Origin of the sequence: Streptomyces sp. NPDC093018, from assembly GCF_040684035.1 — a bacterium.
GTDB classification, from domain to species: domain Bacteria; phylum Actinomycetota; class Actinomycetes; order Streptomycetales; family Streptomycetaceae; genus Streptomyces; species Streptomyces murinus.
Genome location: NZ_JBFBFF010000008.1, coordinates 53,529 through 68,012, shown reverse-complemented (window position 1 = coordinate 68,012; position 14,484 = coordinate 53,529). Strand labels below are relative to the sequence as shown.

Genomic DNA, 14,484 nt, shown 5'->3' with positions numbered 1-14,484 from the left:
AGGCCCCCGCCCGTCCCGCCCACGCCCCCTACCCTTCCAGCCCACGCCCCCCGCCCGTCAGCCCCGGCGCCCCTCCTCACCGAGGAACCCCGTGATCAGCTCAAGCCACCGCTGCGGCTGCTCCAGGAAGGGCAGATGCCCGGTGGCCAGCTCGGCGGTCCGCGCACCCGGCACGGCCGCGGCCAACTCGTGCTGGAGGGCGGCCGGTATCAGGGGGTCGGCGGTGGTGACGACGACCAGCGTGGGCACGTCGAGCACCCCGAGGTCGGCCCGGACGTCGACGCGGCGGACCAGGTCGACCTGGGCACCGGTACCGGCCGGCAGCGCCGCCGCGGTCTGCTCGGCGGCCCCGCGCACCTGGGCCGGAGTGAGGGTGTTCAGCACCGGCGTGCTCACGGCCAGATGGGTCAGGTACTGGGCGAGCAGGACGTGCTGCCCGGACTCGTACAGCTGCTGCCAGATCGCGGCGGCCAGGTCGGTACGGGTGTCCAGGCGGGCGAAGGCCGCGCTCAGCACGAGCGCGGTGACCCGGCCGGGATGCCGTACCGCGGCCCTGATCGCGACCGGCCCCCCGAGCGAGTATCCGCAGAGCGCGAACGTGTCGAGTCCCGCCGCGTCCGCCGCGGCGACGAGCCCGTCGGCCAGTTCGTCGAGTTCGAGGGCCGTCGACGCGGCGGGCGTCCCTCCCGAGCCGGGGTAGTCGGCCCCGACGACGGTGTGCCGGGCGGCGAGCCCTTCCAGGAGCGGCCCGTAGTTGGCCTCGATGCCGCCGCCCGCGCCATGTGCGAGGAGGAGACCGGGCCCGGAGCCGCGGACGGTGCGGGCAAGGGCGGTCGGGGCTGCGTCGGTCACGGTGATGTCCTTGGAGGCCGTGGTGCCGGTCGGGGTGGTGGTCACGGGCGTGCCCCCACCGGTGCGTGGGTCTCGCTGAGCCGGCGCACGGCAGTGGCGAGACGGGGGTCGGTCGCGGGGCGGAACGGGGCGACCGGGAGCGCCTCGGGGCCTATGACGACGCCGGTCCTGCCGGTCAGGGCGCCGTCGGTGGCGGCGGCGATCGAGGGCCTGGCCGCCACGGACGCCGGTCCCGAGGTGGAACGGGCGAACCTGCGCCGCACCAGCGGCCACAGCAGCCGCAGGGCGGGGGAGACGATCCTGGGGTCGGTCAGGGTGCCGTCGGTCATGTCGGTCGCCGCGCCCCCGGGATCGGCGGCGAAGACCGAGACTCCCGTGCCGTCCAGCCGGGCGGCCAGGTCCAGGGTGTACGCGAGGTGGGCGAGCTTGGCGCGTCCGTAGTGGTGGAAGCCGTAGTAGCCGCCGGGCGGTTCGACCGCGTCGAAGTCCCGCTTGGCGACGCCGACCGCGCCCGAGGTGACGTTCACGATCCTGCTCGGCGCGCCGGCCCGCAGCGTGGGCAGCAGCAGTTCCGTCAGCAGGTAGGGCGAGAGGTGGTTGACGACGAACGACGCCTCGACGCCGTCCAGGATCCGCCGCTCGGCGAACATCGCCCCGATGTTGTTGACCAGCAGCGCCAGGGGTTCCCCGGAGGCGGCGTGGTCGTCGGCGATCTCGGCCGCGAGCGAGCGCACCTGGTCGAGCGAGGAGAGGTCGGCGCACCGGAACCGTGCGGGCCTCGCCGGGTTCACCGCGCCGATCCGCTCGACCGCCTTGGCCCCTCGCGCGTGATCGCGCCCGACCACGGTCACCGCGAACCCGGCCGCCGCCAGCCCCAGCGCCGTCTCCAGCCCGATCCCTCCCGTCCCACCCGTCACCACAGCTGTCTTGGACATGAGCGAGCCTCCACCCCGAGATGAAAGCGGATGAGTCATCCGCTTGATGACGCCGGACGCTAGCACATAATCGGATTACCTATCCGTTTCATCCTCCGGTCCCCTGCCCCGCCCCGTAAGGGGCGCGGGGAACCGCGCGATCAACCACCACCGGCCCGCAGGTGCGCACAACGACTTCGCCCCCCAAGCTGATGGCGGGGGCCTGGGGGCCGCAGGCCACCAGAAAGGGCGTCGGCGACACCCCCGGCACACGACCCGGCACCGGACAACCAGACCCCGGCCGAACCCAACGGAGTGAGCTGGCGCACACCTGCCGTAGAGTTGAGGCCGGTCGTACCTGACCGCGGCAGATCGGAAGGGCAGCAGGCGTGACCGTCGACGACACGGGCCCCGGCGAGCAGGACCGGACGGACCCAAGCGCCGCCGACTCCGGCGAGGACCCGCTCGCGCTCCGTCTCGAACAGCTCATCCTGGGCGCCGAGCGCCGCTACACCCCTTTCCAGGCCGCCCGCAGCGCAGGCGTCTCCATGGAGCTGGCGTCCCGCTTCTGGCGGGCGATGGGCTTCGCGGACATAGGCCAGGCCAAGGCGCTCACCGAGGCCGACGTCCTCGCCCTGCGCCGCCTCGCCGGTCTCGTGGAGGCGGGGCTGCTCAGCGAGGCCATGGCCGTACAGGTCGCGCGCTCCACCGGGCAGACCACCGCCCGGCTGGCCGAGTGGCAGATCGATTCCTTCCTGGAGGGCCTGACCGAGCCCCCCGAACCCGGCATGACCCGCACCGAGGTGACGTACCCCCTGGTCGAGCTGCTGCTGCCGGAGCTGGAGGAGTTCCTGGTCTACGTCTGGCGCCGCCAGCTCGCCGCCGCGACCGGGCGGGTCGTCCAGGCCGCGGACGACGAGGAGATGGTCGACCGGCGCCTGGCCGTCGGCTTCGCCGACCTCGTCGGCTTCACCCGTCTGACCCGCCGCATGGAGGAGGAGGAACTCGGCGAACTCGTCGAGGCCTTCGAGACCACCGCCGCCGACCTGGTGGCCGCGCGCGGCGGCCGGCTCATCAAGACCCTCGGCGACGAGGTCCTGTTCGCCGCGGACGACGCGGGCACCGCCGCGGACATCGCGCTGCGCCTGGTGGAGACGCTGGCGAACGACGAGACGATGCCCGAACTGCGCGTCGGCATGGCCTTCGGCACCGTGACCACCCGGATGGGCGATGTGTTCGGCACGACGGTGAACCTGGCCTCCCGGCTGACCTCCATAGCCCCGCGCGACGCCGTCCTCATGGACAGCGCGTTCGCCAAGGAGCTGATCCGCACCGGCGAGGCGCCCGCCTCGGAGGCGGAGGCCGCCGAGGCCGCGGCGACCGCCGAGAAGGAGGGCGAGGAGCCGCCGTCGTACCGCTTCGCGCTCCAGCCGATGTGGCAGCGCCCGGTGCGCGGCCTCGGCGTGGTCGAACCATGGCTGCTCACCCGCAGGAACGGCGAGCAGTAGCCGCCCTAGGGTCTTTCGTTTGGATCAGGCCGGATCAGGGCGCGGTGCCAGGGCCCGCGAGCCCGGCATGATCCAAACGAGAGGCCCTAACCCCCGTGGCCGCCGAGCACGTCCACGTCCACGCACAGGGCGATGATCGGCAGGCACAGCCCGCCCGGAGCGGGCGCGGGGGAGCCGCGGGTCGGTGTGGGCGCCGGGGGTGTGGGCGGTGCCGGGTGCGAAGTCGGCGCGGGTGGGGCCGGTTCCGGGGCCGTGGGCGCGGGCGGCGCGCCGCTCTTCCCGGGCGCGGCCGGCACCCCGCCGCCCGAGCCCTCCGAGCCCTTCGATCCGCTCGCGCCCCCCGAGCCGCCGGATCCGCCCGGGTTCCCGGGTGTCGCCGCGGCCCCGGTGGGCGTCGGCGCGGGAGCCCGCCCGCCCAGGTCGGCGGCCGTCGCGGGCGGCGCGAGCGGGCCGGTGGCCAGGGCGCCGGTGCCGGTGGTGGTCGCGGCCGTACGACCGCCGATCCAGGACACGCCGGTCCTCGGGGCGCCGCTCGCGAGTCCGCCGCCCGGGTCGAGCCGGGGTTCGGCCGCCGCGGTGCCGGGGGCGCCCACGCCCGACTCCGGGGTCATGCGGACCAGACTGAGCACCCCGGCCGCGAGGACGAGCCCGCCGGCGGCGAGCAACGCCCTGCGGGGCCGGGGTTTACGGTGCCGTCCGCGACGTAGACCGGCGAACCGGCCACCCGGTTCCGCCGCCCCTGTCCGGCCTCTGCGTATACGTGTCTCCGCCATGCCTGATCTCCCCCACAACTCCCCGCGACTTCCCACAGCTCCCCGCGACTCCGCGCGCTCCCCTCGCGCCCCCACCGCGCAGCGCACGCTATGCGCTCGTGTGGGTGATGTGGGGCGAGACGGCCGTGATGTCACTCGAACGGGCGTAGCGGTACGGGGTTTCCTGTGGTCGGGTGCGGCTGCGATGATCGGGCCGACAGGGGTTAACCCGCGTTAACACGTGTACCGGAGGATGCGATGAGCGAGGCGCGGTTCGGGGAGTTCGTGCTGGTACGGCGGCACGGGTACGTCGCGGAGCTGGTCCTGGACCGGCCCAAGGCGATGAACGCCGTCTCCACGGAGATGGCCCGCTCGATCGCGGCCGCCTGTACGGCGCTGGGGGCGGACCGGGACGCCCGGGTGGTCGTTCTGACCTCGTCGCACGAACGGGCGTTCTGCGTCGGCGCCGACCTCAAGGAGCGCAACTCCTTCAGTGACGCGGACCTGATGCGGCAGCGGCCGGTGGCGCGGGGGGCGTACACCGGCGTGCTGGAGCTGCCGATGCCGACGATCGCGGCGGTGCACGGGTTCGCGCTGGGCGGCGGCTTCGAGCTGGCGCTGTCCTGCGACCTGATCGTGGCCGACCGTACGGCCGTGGTGGGGCTGCCCGAGGTGTCCGTGGGCGTGATCCCGGGCGGCGGCGGCACCCAGCTGCTGCCCCGGCGGGTCGGCGCGGCGCGGGCGGCCGAGCTGGTCTTCTCGGCGCGCCGCCTGGAGGCCGCGGAGGCCGGTGAGATGGGGCTCGTGGACCACGTGGTCGAGGCGGGCCGGGACCGGGAGGAGGCGCTGGAGCTGGCGGCGCGCATCGCCGGGAACTCCCCGGTGGGCCTGCGCGCGGCCAAGCGGGCGCTGCGGCTGGGGCAGGGCCTCGATCTGCGGGCCGGTCTGGAGGTCGAGGACGCCGCGTGGCGCTCCGTGGCCTTCTCCGGCGACCGCGCGGAGGGCGTCGCCGCGTTCAACGAGAAGCGGAAGCCGGAGTGGCCGGGGGAGTAGGGGCGGGCGCCCCCGAGGGTGCGCCTCCGGTGCGCGCCCTCGGTGCGCGCCCCTGAGGTACGCCGGGTGCACCCCTTGAGGTGCGCCATGGCGTATCCCTGACCAAACCCCCTATTCGCCGCACCAGTATCCCCATCACCCAAAATCCTCCCTAATCTGGAGTAATGGGCGACGACGAGCGGCTTGCCGCAGTGGTGGCGTTGGCGCAGGGGATGGCCGCGGCGCACACCCCTGAGGACTCGTGGCAGGCCGCCGCGCTCGGCGCCTGCCATGCGCTGGACGGCAGCTTCGCCGCGCTCTCGGTGTGGGAGCGGGAGCTGGGCCGGCTGCGGGTCCTGGTGAACGTGGGGGACCGGCGCCCGGACGAGGAGGAGTTCCCGGCGGCCGAGTCCTACCCCGTGCACCAGTTCCCGGAGATCACCGAGTTCCTGCACGAACGCTGGGCCGGCGGCGGCGGTCCCAACGCCTGGGTGGAGACCGCCGAGGGTGCCGCCGCCGGTGTCCCCGGCTACTTCCACCAGCGCGTCGCCGCCCTGCGCCGACGGGGCCGCGGCTGCTGTGTCGTCGCCCCGGTCGTGCTGCACGGCAGGGCCTGGGGCGAGGTGTACGTCGCGCGTGCCGTCGGATGCCCGGTGTTCGGCCGCGCCGACGCCGACTTCGCGACCGTGCTCGCCGCCGTCGTGGCCGCGGGGCTCGCGCAGACCGAGCGCCTGGAGGAGGCCCGCCGGCTCGCCTTCACCGACGCCCTGACCGGTCTCGCCAACCGCCGCGCCGTGGACACGCACCTGGACGAGGCGCTCGAACGGCACCGCGCCGAGGGTGTAGTCGTCAGCCTCGTGGTCTGCGATCTGAACGGGCTCAAGCGGGTCAACGACACCAAGGGCCACGCCGTCGGCGACCGGCTTCTGGAGCGGTTCGGCTCGGTGCTGTCGCTGTGCGGCGCGATGGTGCCGGGCGCGCTGGCCGCGCGGCTCGGCGGGGACGAGTTCTGCCTTCTCGCGGTCGGCCCGGCCGCCGACGACGTGGTGAAGGCGGCCGACGAACTGTGCCGCCGCGCGGGCGAGTTGGAGCTGGGGGAGGGCGTCGCCTGCGGGGTCGCCTCGACCGAGGACCCGATCGGGCCGGTGGCCGACGCCCGGCGGCTGTTCCGCCTCGCGGACGCCGCCCAGTACCGTGCCAAGGCCATGCGCGCCGACCGGCCCGTGGTCGCCGGCCGCGAGGGCCCCGACGACCCCGTCGTCCGGCTCGCCGACGAACCGCCCCCGACCCGCGCCGAGCGCCGCCGTTTCCGCGGCCGCAACCCCTGAAGGCTGCGACGAAGCCCACACCGCCGGGTAAGGGGCGCACCCCGTTCCCACTAGTGACAGCGCTGCATTCAATGCGTACGCTCCTGAATATGGATATGCATACTGTGGTGGTGGGGACGTCCGGTGTCTCGGCGTCCGACGTTCTCGCCGTGGCGCGCGGCGCTGCCCGGATCGAGCTGTCGGAGGAGGCCGTGGCGGCGCTGGCCGCGGCCCGCGAGATCGTGGACGCGCTGGCGGCCAAGCCGGACCCGGTCTACGGCGTCTCCACCGGCTTCGGCGCCCTGGCGACCCGGCACATCAGCCCGGAACTCCGCGCCCAGCTACAGCGCAACATCGTCCGCTCGCACGCCGCCGGCATGGGCCCGCGGGTGGAGCGGGAAGTCGTACGGGCCCTGATGTTCCTGCGCCTGAAGACCGTCTGCTCCGGACACACCGGCGTACGCCCCGAGGTCGCGCAGACCATGGCCGATGTGCTCAACGCCGGGATCACCCCGGTCGTGCACGAGTACGGCTCCCTCGGCTGCTCCGGCGACCTCGCCCCGCTGTCGCACTGCGCCCTGACCCTGATGGGCGAGGGCGACGCCGAGGGCCCCGACGGCGTCGTACGGCCCGCCGGCGAACTGCTCGCCGCGCACGGGATCCAGCCCGTCGAGCTGCGCGAGAAGGAGGGCCTCGCCCTGCTCAACGGCACCGACGGCATGCTCGGCATGCTGGTCATGGCCCTCGCCGACCTCGACACCCTCTACAAGTCCGCCGACATCACCGCCGCGCTGAGCATGGAGGCGCTGCTCGGCACCGACAAGGTGCTCGCGCCCGAGCTGCACGCCATCCGCCCGCACCCGGGCCAGGGCGCCGCGGCCGCCAACATGCTCGCCGTGCTCCAGGGCTCCCAGCTCACCGGGCACCACCAGGACGACGCCCCGCGCGTCCAGGACGCCTACTCGGTGCGCTGCGCCCCGCAGGTCGCGGGCGCCGGCCGCGACACCATGGCGCACGCCCGCCTGGTCGCCGAGCGCGAGCTGGCCGCCGCCGTCGACAACCCGGTGGTGCTGCCCGACGGGCGGGTGGAGTCCAACGGAAACTTCCACGGCGCGCCCGTGGCCTATGTGCTGGACTTCCTGGCCGTCGCCGCCGCCGACCTCGGCTCCATCGCCGAGCGCCGCACCGACCGCCTCCTCGACAAGAACCGCAGCCACGGCCTGCCGCCGTTCCTCGCCGACGACGCCGGTGTGGACTCCGGTCTGATGATCGCCCAGTACACGCAGGCCGCCCTGGTCAGCGAGATGAAGCGGCTCGCCGTACCGGCCTCCGCGGACTCCATCCCGTCCTCCGCCATGCAGGAGGACCATGTCTCCATGGGCTGGTCGGCCGCGCGCAAGCTGCGCACCGCGGTGGACAACCTCACCCGGATCATCGCCGTGGAGCTGTACGCGGCCACCCGCGCGATCCAGCTGCGCGAGGGCCTGAGCCCGGCGCCCGCCTCCCAGGCCGTGATCGAGGCCGCCCGCGCCGCCGGTGTCCAGGGCCCCGGCCCCGACCGCTTCCTGGCGCCCGACCTGGCCGCGGCCGACGCCTTCGTGCGTGGCGGGCACCTGGTCGAGGCCGTGGAGAAGGTCACCGGCCCGCTCCAGTGACCGGCGGACGGAGGGGCCCCGGCGGCGTCCGGGGCCCCTTCGCCGTCACTTGAGCCTGGTCTCCTGGGCCTGCACGACCGCGGGTGTCACCGTGTACGCCTGCTCGGCCATCATCGCGCCCAGGTTCGAGGTGAAGTAGACGGAGACGGTGGAGCCGTGCCGGTCCACCTCGGCGTGCACCAGGGCCGTGCCCCCGCCGTCGCCCTCGTCCTCCTTCATGGTCGCGGCGAACGCCACAGAGCCGTCCCCGCCGCCCGCGGGCTTCTCCGCGGCGATCTCGGTGAACTTCACCGAGGCGCCCGCCTGCCGCCCGGTGAAGCCGCCCGCGCATGCCTTCACGGCGGTGGACAGCGATGTCAGGGCCCGCTCGGCGCCGTCCCCGTCGTACGAGGCGAGCGCCACCGTGGTGACGTCCCGGTCGAGGGACTTGCGCATCGTCTTCTCGAACTCGCCCTCGTCCAGGTCGTCCAAAGACGTCGGCTTGGCCGAGGGCTGCTTCTTCGCGTTCTCGGTGACCATGCGGTCGGTGCTCGCCGGGGCCCCGGTGGGCGCGAGCCCGCTCATCACCCGGGTCAGGGGCTCGCAGGCCGCCTTGTCGGTGGTGATCCGCCTGGCGCGGGCCTCGGTCACCGCCCCGACCGCGTAGCCGGGCAGTTCGTCCTGAGTGACGATCAGCTTCTTCAACTCGGCGGCGCTCAGCGCCTTTCGCGCGGAACCCTGGTCCGCGGAATCCTTCGACCCTCCGTCAGAACACCCCGTGACAAGGGCGAACGACAGCGCGCTCACGGCGACGGTGGCGCACAGCCGCACGCCCGATGATCTCTTCATGAGGCGAACTATGTAAGCCTTGTGAAAGATCAGTCAAGGGAGATTAAAAACCCAGGCGTTCGCGGCGCACCGAATAGACCACGAACCCGGCGCCGAGGGCGAGGAACAGGGAGCCGCCGACGATGTACGGCGTGGTGTCCGGGCTGCCGGTGTCGGCGAGCCGGGAGTCGTCCGCCGAGCCCGAACCGGCTCTGGTGGCCGCCGCCGTCACCACACTTGCCTGCTCGGTGACGGGCGCGGAGAAGGTCGAGACGGAGCCGACCGCCGTGTCCTGCGCCGGTCCCTCCTGGGACGCGTTCGCGGACGGGACGAACCACAGGGCGCACAGCAGAGTGCCCGCGGCGGTGGCGGTCAGCAGCGGACGGCGAGCGGATGACACGAAATATCGATCCCCTTGTGACGCTGGCGAATTGGCCGTGTGAGCAGATGTTAGTGAAAGTCGCGGGTCACGGGAAAGTCACGGGAGGTTTCGGCCGTACGCTCGCGCCATGAGCGACGAAGAGACATCACGTTATGTACGGCTTCGGGTGGAGCTGGTGGTCGAGGTCCTGGACGACGACGAGGTGACCAAGGCCGCGCTGGGCCGGCTCGCGGCCGATCCCGAGCTGCCGGACTCCGAGCGGGACCAGGCCGAGGGCGCTGTGACGGAAGACACCGCGGAGGCCCTCGCCTATCTCGTGGACCCGTTCGACCTGGTCAGCGCGGTGCCCGGGGTGGAGCTCCAGCAGGCCTCCTGGTCGAGTGAGCGGATCGACTACGACCCGGACTCGCCCGAATGGGACATTGACGGCGATGATGGGGACGACGACGAAGAGGACGGCATCGGCTGAGCGTCCCGGGGCACCTGAAACCCCGGACGGCGACCTGCCGTCCGGGGTTTTGTCGTACGAGGGGGCGCACGGACCGATCACACACCACCACCCGCCCGGCGACGTACCGCACCATGGGCCGGCGGACGTGGTGTGCCCCACAGATCCGGTGGATCCGGAACGGGACGAACCGGCCGTAGCGTTGAAGGTTCCTACGGGGACTCGGGGACTCTCGGGGTTATCTGCGACTCGGCAACGATGGAGAAGCTTGTGATGACGGACGGTAAGCGGCGCAACGGCCTGGTGGCCGCGTCCGCTCTGCTCGGCGGTGTGCTGATGCTCTCGGCCTGTTCCGGAGGGGACAAGGCCTCGGCCCATGGCAGCGGCGAATCATCGCAGGCCCAGGCCGACGCGGCGGCCGCCAAGAAGTCGTCCGAGGCACAGATCGCGGTCACCCCGAAGGACGGCTCGGACAACGCGTCGATCAACAACTCCGGCACCGTCACGGTCGGCAAGGGCACGCTCACCGACGTCACCATGACCACCGAGGACGGCAAGGCCGTCGCCGGCCAGCTGTCCGCGGACAAGCTGAGCTGGAAGCCGACCGTCCAGCTGGAGCGCTCCACCACCTACAAGATCGCCGCGACGGCCAAGGACTCCCAGGGCCGCATAGCCCACGAGAACGCGTCCTTCACCACCGTCTCGCCGTCGAACAGCTTCATCGGCAGCTTCACCCCCGACAACGGCACGACCGTCGGCGTGGGCATGCCGGTCTCGATCAACTTCGACAAGGCGATCACCAACAAGGCGGCCGTCCAGAAGGGCGTCACGGTCAGCACCAGCAGCGGCCAGGAGGTCGCCTGCCACTGGTTCAACGCCAACCGCATGGACTGCCGCCCCCAGGACTACTGGAAGGAAGGCTCCACCGTCACCCTGAAGCTCGCCCTCGACGGCGTCCAGGGCGCGAACGGCGTCTACGGCGTCCAGCAGAAGACGGTCACCTTCCACATCGGCCGCAACCAGGTCTCCTACGTCGACGCGAAGACCCACCAGATGAAGGTCATGCAGGACGGCAAGGTCGTCAAGACCATCCCGATCTCCGCGGGCTCCCCCGAGCACACCACGTACGAGGGCCAGATGGTGATCTCCGAGAAGTTCAAGCAGACCCGCATGAACGGCGCGACCGTCGGCTTCACCGACGACGACGGCAAGGGCGAGTACGACATCAAGGACGTGCCGCACGCCATGCGCCTGACCACCTCGGGCACCTTCATCCACGGCAACTACTGGGGCGCCCCCTCGGTGTTCGGCAGCGTCAACACCAGCCACGGCTGTGTCGGCCTCCAGGACGTCAAGGGCGCGGGCGACGCGAACACCCCGGCCGCCTGGTTCTACGACCACTCGCTGATCGGTGACGTCGTGGTGATCCAGCACACCGGCGACAAGACCGTCTCCCCGGACAACGGCCTCAACGGCTGGAACATGGACTGGGCCCAGTGGAAGGCCGGTTCGGCCGTCTGAGCCGCACCTTCGACAGCCCCGTGAGTGCCGCCCCTTCGGGGGCGGCACCGCTGTTTTCGGGGCACGCGAGGATTCTTAACCGGCTCTTAGGTTAGCCTCAGGAAGCAGTCAGGGGCCGTTCTTATCGTTCCGGCCATGTTCTTCACCTACCTGAGGCGCGAACTGCGCCGCCGCCGGAAGGCGGCGCTCGTCGTGGCCTCCGGCCTCGCGCTCGGCATCGCGCTGGTCATCGTGGTCAACTCCGTGGCCAGCGGCATGGGCAAGGCCCAGGACAAGGTCCTGCAATCGCTCTACGGCCTCGGCACCGACATGACCGTCAGCAAGGCGGCCACACCGTCGGCCGACGGCTCCCAGCGGCCCCACTTCCAGTTCGGCGCGAAGGGCGACGGCGACAAGTCGACGCAGAGCAGCGACCGTGTCCAGGTGCAGGGCTTCACCACCCTCGCCTCCTCCACCGTCTCCAAGGTCTCCGGACAGCAGGGCGTGGCGGCGGCCGCCGGCGGGCTGAACCTGTCCGTCGTCAAGGTCAACGGCAGTTTCACCCGCGGCCAGTTCCAGCAGAACGGCGGCGGTGGCGGCTTCGGCCGGCGCGGCGGTGGCGGCGAGGCGCAGGGCGAGGTCAAGGGCGGCGGCGCCGACTTCAACATCGACCAGTACTCGGTCTACGGCACCGATGTCACCCAGACCGGGCTCGGCCCGCTGACCTCCTCGAAGATCACCAGCGGCCGTGACTTCAAGACCACCGAGACGAACGCCAAGGTGGCCGTGGTCGACTCGGCGTACGCCAAGACGAAGAAGTACAAGGTCGGCTCCACCGTCACCATCAAGGGCACCAAGTACTCGGTGATCGGCATCGCCACCGCGAACAGCGGCGACTCGGCGGCCAACCTGTACATCCCGCTGCAGCAGGCGCAGACCCTCGCGGACCAGAAGAACAAGGTCACCACGATCTACGTGCGGGCCACCGACTCGCAGAAGATCGACTCCGTCAAGAGCACCATCCAGAAGAACGTCTCCGGTACGACGGTCACCACCTCCTCCGACCTCGCCAAGACGGTCTCGGGCTCCCTGTCCACCGCCTCCTCGCTCGCCACCAACGTCGGCAAGTGGCTGTCGATCGCGGTGCTCGTGGCCGCGTTCCTGGTCGCCGGCCTGCTCACCTCCTCCGCGGTCTCCCGCCGGGTGCGTGAGTTCGGCACCCTGAAGGCCCTGGGCTGGAAGTCGGGCCGGGTCACCCGGCAGGTGGTCGGCGAGGCCATCGTCAACGGTCTGGTGGGCGGCGTCCTCGGCATCGCCCTGGGCCTCGCCGGTGCCTACGTCGTCACCGCGATCAGCCCGACCCTCCAGGCCCAACTGGGTTCGAGCGGCGGCGGCTTCGGCGGCGGGCGCGCCGGTGGCGGCGGCTTCGGCGGGGGCGGTGGCGGCGGCCTCGGCGGCGGCCCCGGCGGCTCCGCCGGGCACGCGGCGAAGTCCCTGGAAGTGGCCCTCACGGCCCCGGTGAGCCTGACGACCATCCTGCTGGCGGTCGGCCTCGCGGTGGCGGGCGGCCTGATCGCGGGGGCGTTCGGCGGCTGGCGGGCCTCCCGGCTGCGCCCGGCGGACGCGCTGCGGCGGGTGGAGTAGCCGCGCCGCGCGCCACCGCCCTCCCCGAAAACCCTCCCAGGAGCCACCATGTATGAACTCAAGAACGTCACCAAGCGTTACACCCGGGGCAAGGAGAGCGTCCACGCCCTCGACGGCGTCGACCTGATCATCGGCGACGGCGACCGGCTGGTCATCCAGGGCCCCACCGGCGGCGGCAAGTCCACCCTGCTCCAGATGCTCGGCGGCCTGGACCGGCCCACCTCCGGCGAGGTCGTCCTGGACGGCATCGACCTGGCCAAGCTCAGCGAGGCCCGGCTGACCCGGGTCCGCAGCGAGAACATCGGCTTCGTCTTCCAGTCCTTCAACCTCATCCCCACGCTCACCGCCCAGGAGAACGTGGAGACGGCCCTCGTACCCCTCGGCATCAAGGTGAAGGAGCGCCGCGAACTGGCCGCCGACGCGCTGACGTCCGTGGGCCTCGGCGAACGCCTCGGCCACCTCCCCTCGGAGATGTCCGGCGGCCAGCAGCAGCGTGTCGCCATCGCCCGCGCGCTGGTGAAGAAGCCCAAGGTGCTGCTCGCCGACGAGCCGACCGGAAACCTCGACGAGAGCACCCGGGACGAGATCATGGACGTACTCGAACGGCTGTGGAAGGAGCACGGGCTGACCTTCGTCATGGTCACCCACGACTCCACGCTCGCGAAGAAGGCCCCCCGGGTCGCCACCATCCGCAAGGGCAAGATCACGGTCAAGGAGAACGCGGGCGCCTGACGCCCGGCCGCGCGGGGGCCGGGGCCTCTCGTCCGACGGGAGGCCCTACGCGGAGGTCCCCGCGCGGGTCGCGTCCGTGCCCCAGCTGGCCAGCAGCCGCAGCGACTCGGCGGACGCGGAACCGGGCTCCGCGTGATACGTGACCAGGCACTGGTCGGTGCCGTCCGACATGCGGAAGGACTCGAAGTTCAGGGCGAGATCGCCCACCAGCGGATGGTGCAGCCGCTTGACGCCATGGTTCTTCTCCTTGACGTCGTGCGTGGCCCACAGCCGACCGAACTCCTCGCTCTTGACGGAGAGTTCACCCACCAGGGCGGACAGCCGGGGATCGTCCGGATAGCAGCCCGCGTCCATGCGCAGCGAGCAGACGACGTCGATCGCCTTCTGCTCCCAGTCGACGAACAGGTCCCGGTACTCGGGCTTGAGGAACACCAGCCGCGCCCAGTTGCGCTCGGCCACCGGCAGCTCCGCCCAGTCGTCGAAGACCGCCGCCGCCATCCGGTTCCAGGCGAGGATCTCCGAACGCCGGCCCACGATGTACGCGGGCACGCCCTCCATCGCGTCCAGCAGCTGCCGCAGCGGCGGGCGCACCTGCTGCTGGCGGGCCGCCGGCTTCTTCTTGTGCGACTTCGGCTTGGCCAGATGGGTCAGATGCGCGTGCTCGGCGTCCGTGAGGCGCAGGGCGCGGGCGATCGAGTCCAGGACCTCCGCCGAGACATTGCGGCCGTTGCCCTGCTCCAGGCGCGTGTAATACGCCACCGACACCCCGGCCAGCTGTGCCAGCTCCTCCCGGCGCAGCCCCGGCACCCGGCGGTGCCGGCCGAAGTCGGGCAGCCCCACGTCCTCGGGCTTGAGCCGGGCCCGCCGGCTGCGCAGAAACTCGCTGAGTTCGGCCCGCCGGTCCAGGGGCGGGCCGGTCACGGCGGCGTCCCGCTGTTCGTCCATACCGCA

Annotated in this window: 14 protein-coding genes; 8 read left to right on the top strand and 6 right to left on the bottom strand. The window is 72.2% G+C overall.

The window, feature by feature from the left end; genetic code table 11:
* Positions 1-57: 57 nt before the first annotated feature.
* On the bottom strand, positions 58-897 hold the full coding sequence (locus tag AB0N90_RS19550) for an alpha/beta fold hydrolase (RefSeq protein WP_365198183.1): 840 nt from the start codon (positions 895-897) through the stop codon (positions 58-60).
* The gene (locus AB0N90_RS19545) at positions 894-1,787 is read right to left on the bottom strand and encodes an SDR family NAD(P)-dependent oxidoreductase (protein ID WP_365198181.1); all 894 of its coding nucleotides are present in this window, start codon (positions 1,785-1,787) and stop codon (positions 894-896) included. The genes AB0N90_RS19550 and AB0N90_RS19545 overlap by 4 nt, the downstream gene beginning before the upstream one ends.
* Before the next feature lie 368 nt (positions 1,788-2,155).
* On the opposite strand from AB0N90_RS19545, the gene AB0N90_RS19540 reads away from it, so the two are divergent.
* Positions 2,156-3,274, top strand: coding sequence for an adenylate/guanylate cyclase domain-containing protein (locus tag AB0N90_RS19540; RefSeq protein ID WP_128791443.1), 1,119 nt, complete (start codon positions 2,156-2,158; stop codon positions 3,272-3,274).
* Positions 3,275-3,360: 86 nt separating this feature from the next.
* Here the strand turns inward: AB0N90_RS19540 and AB0N90_RS19535 are convergent, their stop codons facing one another.
* Positions 3,361-4,047 carry a hypothetical protein gene (locus AB0N90_RS19535; RefSeq protein ID WP_365198179.1) on the bottom strand — a complete coding sequence of 229 codons (687 nt, stop codon included), beginning with the start codon at positions 4,045-4,047 and terminating at the stop codon, positions 3,361-3,363.
* Positions 4,048-4,284: 237 nt separating this feature from the next.
* Between AB0N90_RS19535 and AB0N90_RS19530 the strand changes: the two genes are divergently transcribed.
* The 3 genes from AB0N90_RS19530 (at position 4,285) to hutH (ending at position 8,020) form a co-directional block, all read left to right on the top strand.
* The gene (locus tag AB0N90_RS19530) at positions 4,285-5,079 is read left to right on the top strand and encodes an enoyl-CoA hydratase-related protein (RefSeq protein WP_361676186.1); all 795 of its coding nucleotides are present in this window, start codon (positions 4,285-4,287) and stop codon (positions 5,077-5,079) included.
* Between the two features lie 164 nt (positions 5,080-5,243).
* Entirely contained in the window at positions 5,244-6,386 is a 1,143-nt protein-coding gene (locus AB0N90_RS19525; RefSeq protein WP_365198177.1) for a GGDEF domain-containing protein, read from the top strand.
* A 95-nt stretch (positions 6,387-6,481) separates the two neighbouring features.
* Positions 6,482-8,020 (top strand): histidine ammonia-lyase, encoded by a 1,539-nt coding sequence (gene hutH, locus AB0N90_RS19520; protein ID WP_365198581.1) that lies wholly within the window; start codon positions 6,482-6,484, stop codon positions 8,018-8,020.
* Between the two features lie 45 nt (positions 8,021-8,065).
* Here the strand turns inward: hutH and AB0N90_RS19515 are convergent, their stop codons facing one another.
* Together AB0N90_RS19515 and AB0N90_RS19510 are read right to left on the bottom strand one after the other, a co-directional pair.
* Positions 8,066-8,848, bottom strand: a complete 783-nt coding sequence (locus AB0N90_RS19515) for a hypothetical protein (RefSeq protein ID WP_365198174.1) — start codon at positions 8,846-8,848, stop codon at positions 8,066-8,068.
* A gap of 43 nt (positions 8,849-8,891) precedes the next feature.
* Entirely contained in the window at positions 8,892-9,227 is a 336-nt protein-coding gene (locus AB0N90_RS19510) for an LAETG motif-containing sortase-dependent surface protein (RefSeq protein ID WP_361676177.1), read from the bottom strand.
* Positions 9,228-9,336: 109 nt separating this feature from the next.
* Here AB0N90_RS19510 and AB0N90_RS19505 point away from each other — a divergent pair, with 109 nt between their 5' ends.
* From AB0N90_RS19505 to AB0N90_RS19490, 4 genes are all read left to right on the top strand, one after another.
* Positions 9,337-9,678: a hypothetical protein gene (locus AB0N90_RS19505; protein WP_361676174.1), complete on the top strand. Its 342-nt coding sequence runs from the start codon at positions 9,337-9,339 to the stop codon at positions 9,676-9,678.
* Positions 9,679-9,930: 252 nt separating this feature from the next.
* Positions 9,931-11,178, top strand: a complete 1,248-nt coding sequence (locus AB0N90_RS19500) for an Ig-like domain-containing protein (RefSeq protein ID WP_365198171.1) — start codon at positions 9,931-9,933, stop codon at positions 11,176-11,178.
* A 135-nt stretch (positions 11,179-11,313) separates the two neighbouring features.
* Positions 11,314-12,801, top strand: a complete 1,488-nt coding sequence (locus AB0N90_RS19495; protein ID WP_361676167.1) for an FtsX-like permease family protein — start codon at positions 11,314-11,316, stop codon at positions 12,799-12,801.
* Between the two features lie 48 nt (positions 12,802-12,849).
* Complete coding sequence (locus AB0N90_RS19490) at positions 12,850-13,533, top strand: ABC transporter ATP-binding protein (protein WP_361676164.1); 684 nt, start codon at positions 12,850-12,852, stop codon at positions 13,531-13,533.
* A 45-nt stretch (positions 13,534-13,578) separates the two neighbouring features.
* Here the strand turns inward: AB0N90_RS19490 and AB0N90_RS19485 are convergent, their stop codons facing one another.
* Positions 13,579-14,478, bottom strand: coding sequence for a helix-turn-helix transcriptional regulator (locus AB0N90_RS19485; protein ID WP_365198168.1), 900 nt, complete (start codon positions 14,476-14,478; stop codon positions 13,579-13,581).
* Positions 14,479-14,484 lie beyond the last annotated feature (6 nt).

Bases quoted from the DNA above. Each gene is read 5' to 3' on its own strand.
- AB0N90_RS19545 (WP_365198181.1), bottom strand. From the start codon at position 1,787: ATGTCCAAGACAGCTGTGGTGACGGGTGGGACGGGAGGGATCGGGCTG.
- AB0N90_RS19535 (WP_365198179.1), bottom strand. From the start codon at position 4,047: ATGGCGGAGACACGTATACGCAGAGGCCGGACAGGGGCGGCGGAACCG.
- AB0N90_RS19530 (WP_361676186.1), top strand. From the start codon at position 4,285: ATGAGCGAGGCGCGGTTCGGGGAGTTCGTGCTGGTACGGCGGCACGGG.
- AB0N90_RS19525 (WP_365198177.1), top strand. From the start codon at position 5,244: ATGGGCGACGACGAGCGGCTTGCCGCAGTGGTGGCGTTGGCGCAGGGG.
- hutH (WP_365198581.1), top strand. From the start codon at position 6,482: ATGCATACTGTGGTGGTGGGGACGTCCGGTGTCTCGGCGTCCGACGTT.
- AB0N90_RS19515 (WP_365198174.1), bottom strand. From the start codon at position 8,848: ATGAAGAGATCATCGGGCGTGCGGCTGTGCGCCACCGTCGCCGTGAGC.
- AB0N90_RS19505 (WP_361676174.1), top strand. From the start codon at position 9,337: ATGAGCGACGAAGAGACATCACGTTATGTACGGCTTCGGGTGGAGCTG.
- AB0N90_RS19500 (WP_365198171.1), top strand. From the start codon at position 9,931: ATGACGGACGGTAAGCGGCGCAACGGCCTGGTGGCCGCGTCCGCTCTG.
- AB0N90_RS19495 (WP_361676167.1), top strand. From the start codon at position 11,314: ATGTTCTTCACCTACCTGAGGCGCGAACTGCGCCGCCGCCGGAAGGCG.
- AB0N90_RS19490 (WP_361676164.1), top strand. From the start codon at position 12,850: ATGTATGAACTCAAGAACGTCACCAAGCGTTACACCCGGGGCAAGGAG.
- AB0N90_RS19485 (WP_365198168.1), bottom strand. From the start codon at position 14,478: ATGGACGAACAGCGGGACGCCGCCGTGACCGGCCCGCCCCTGGACCGG.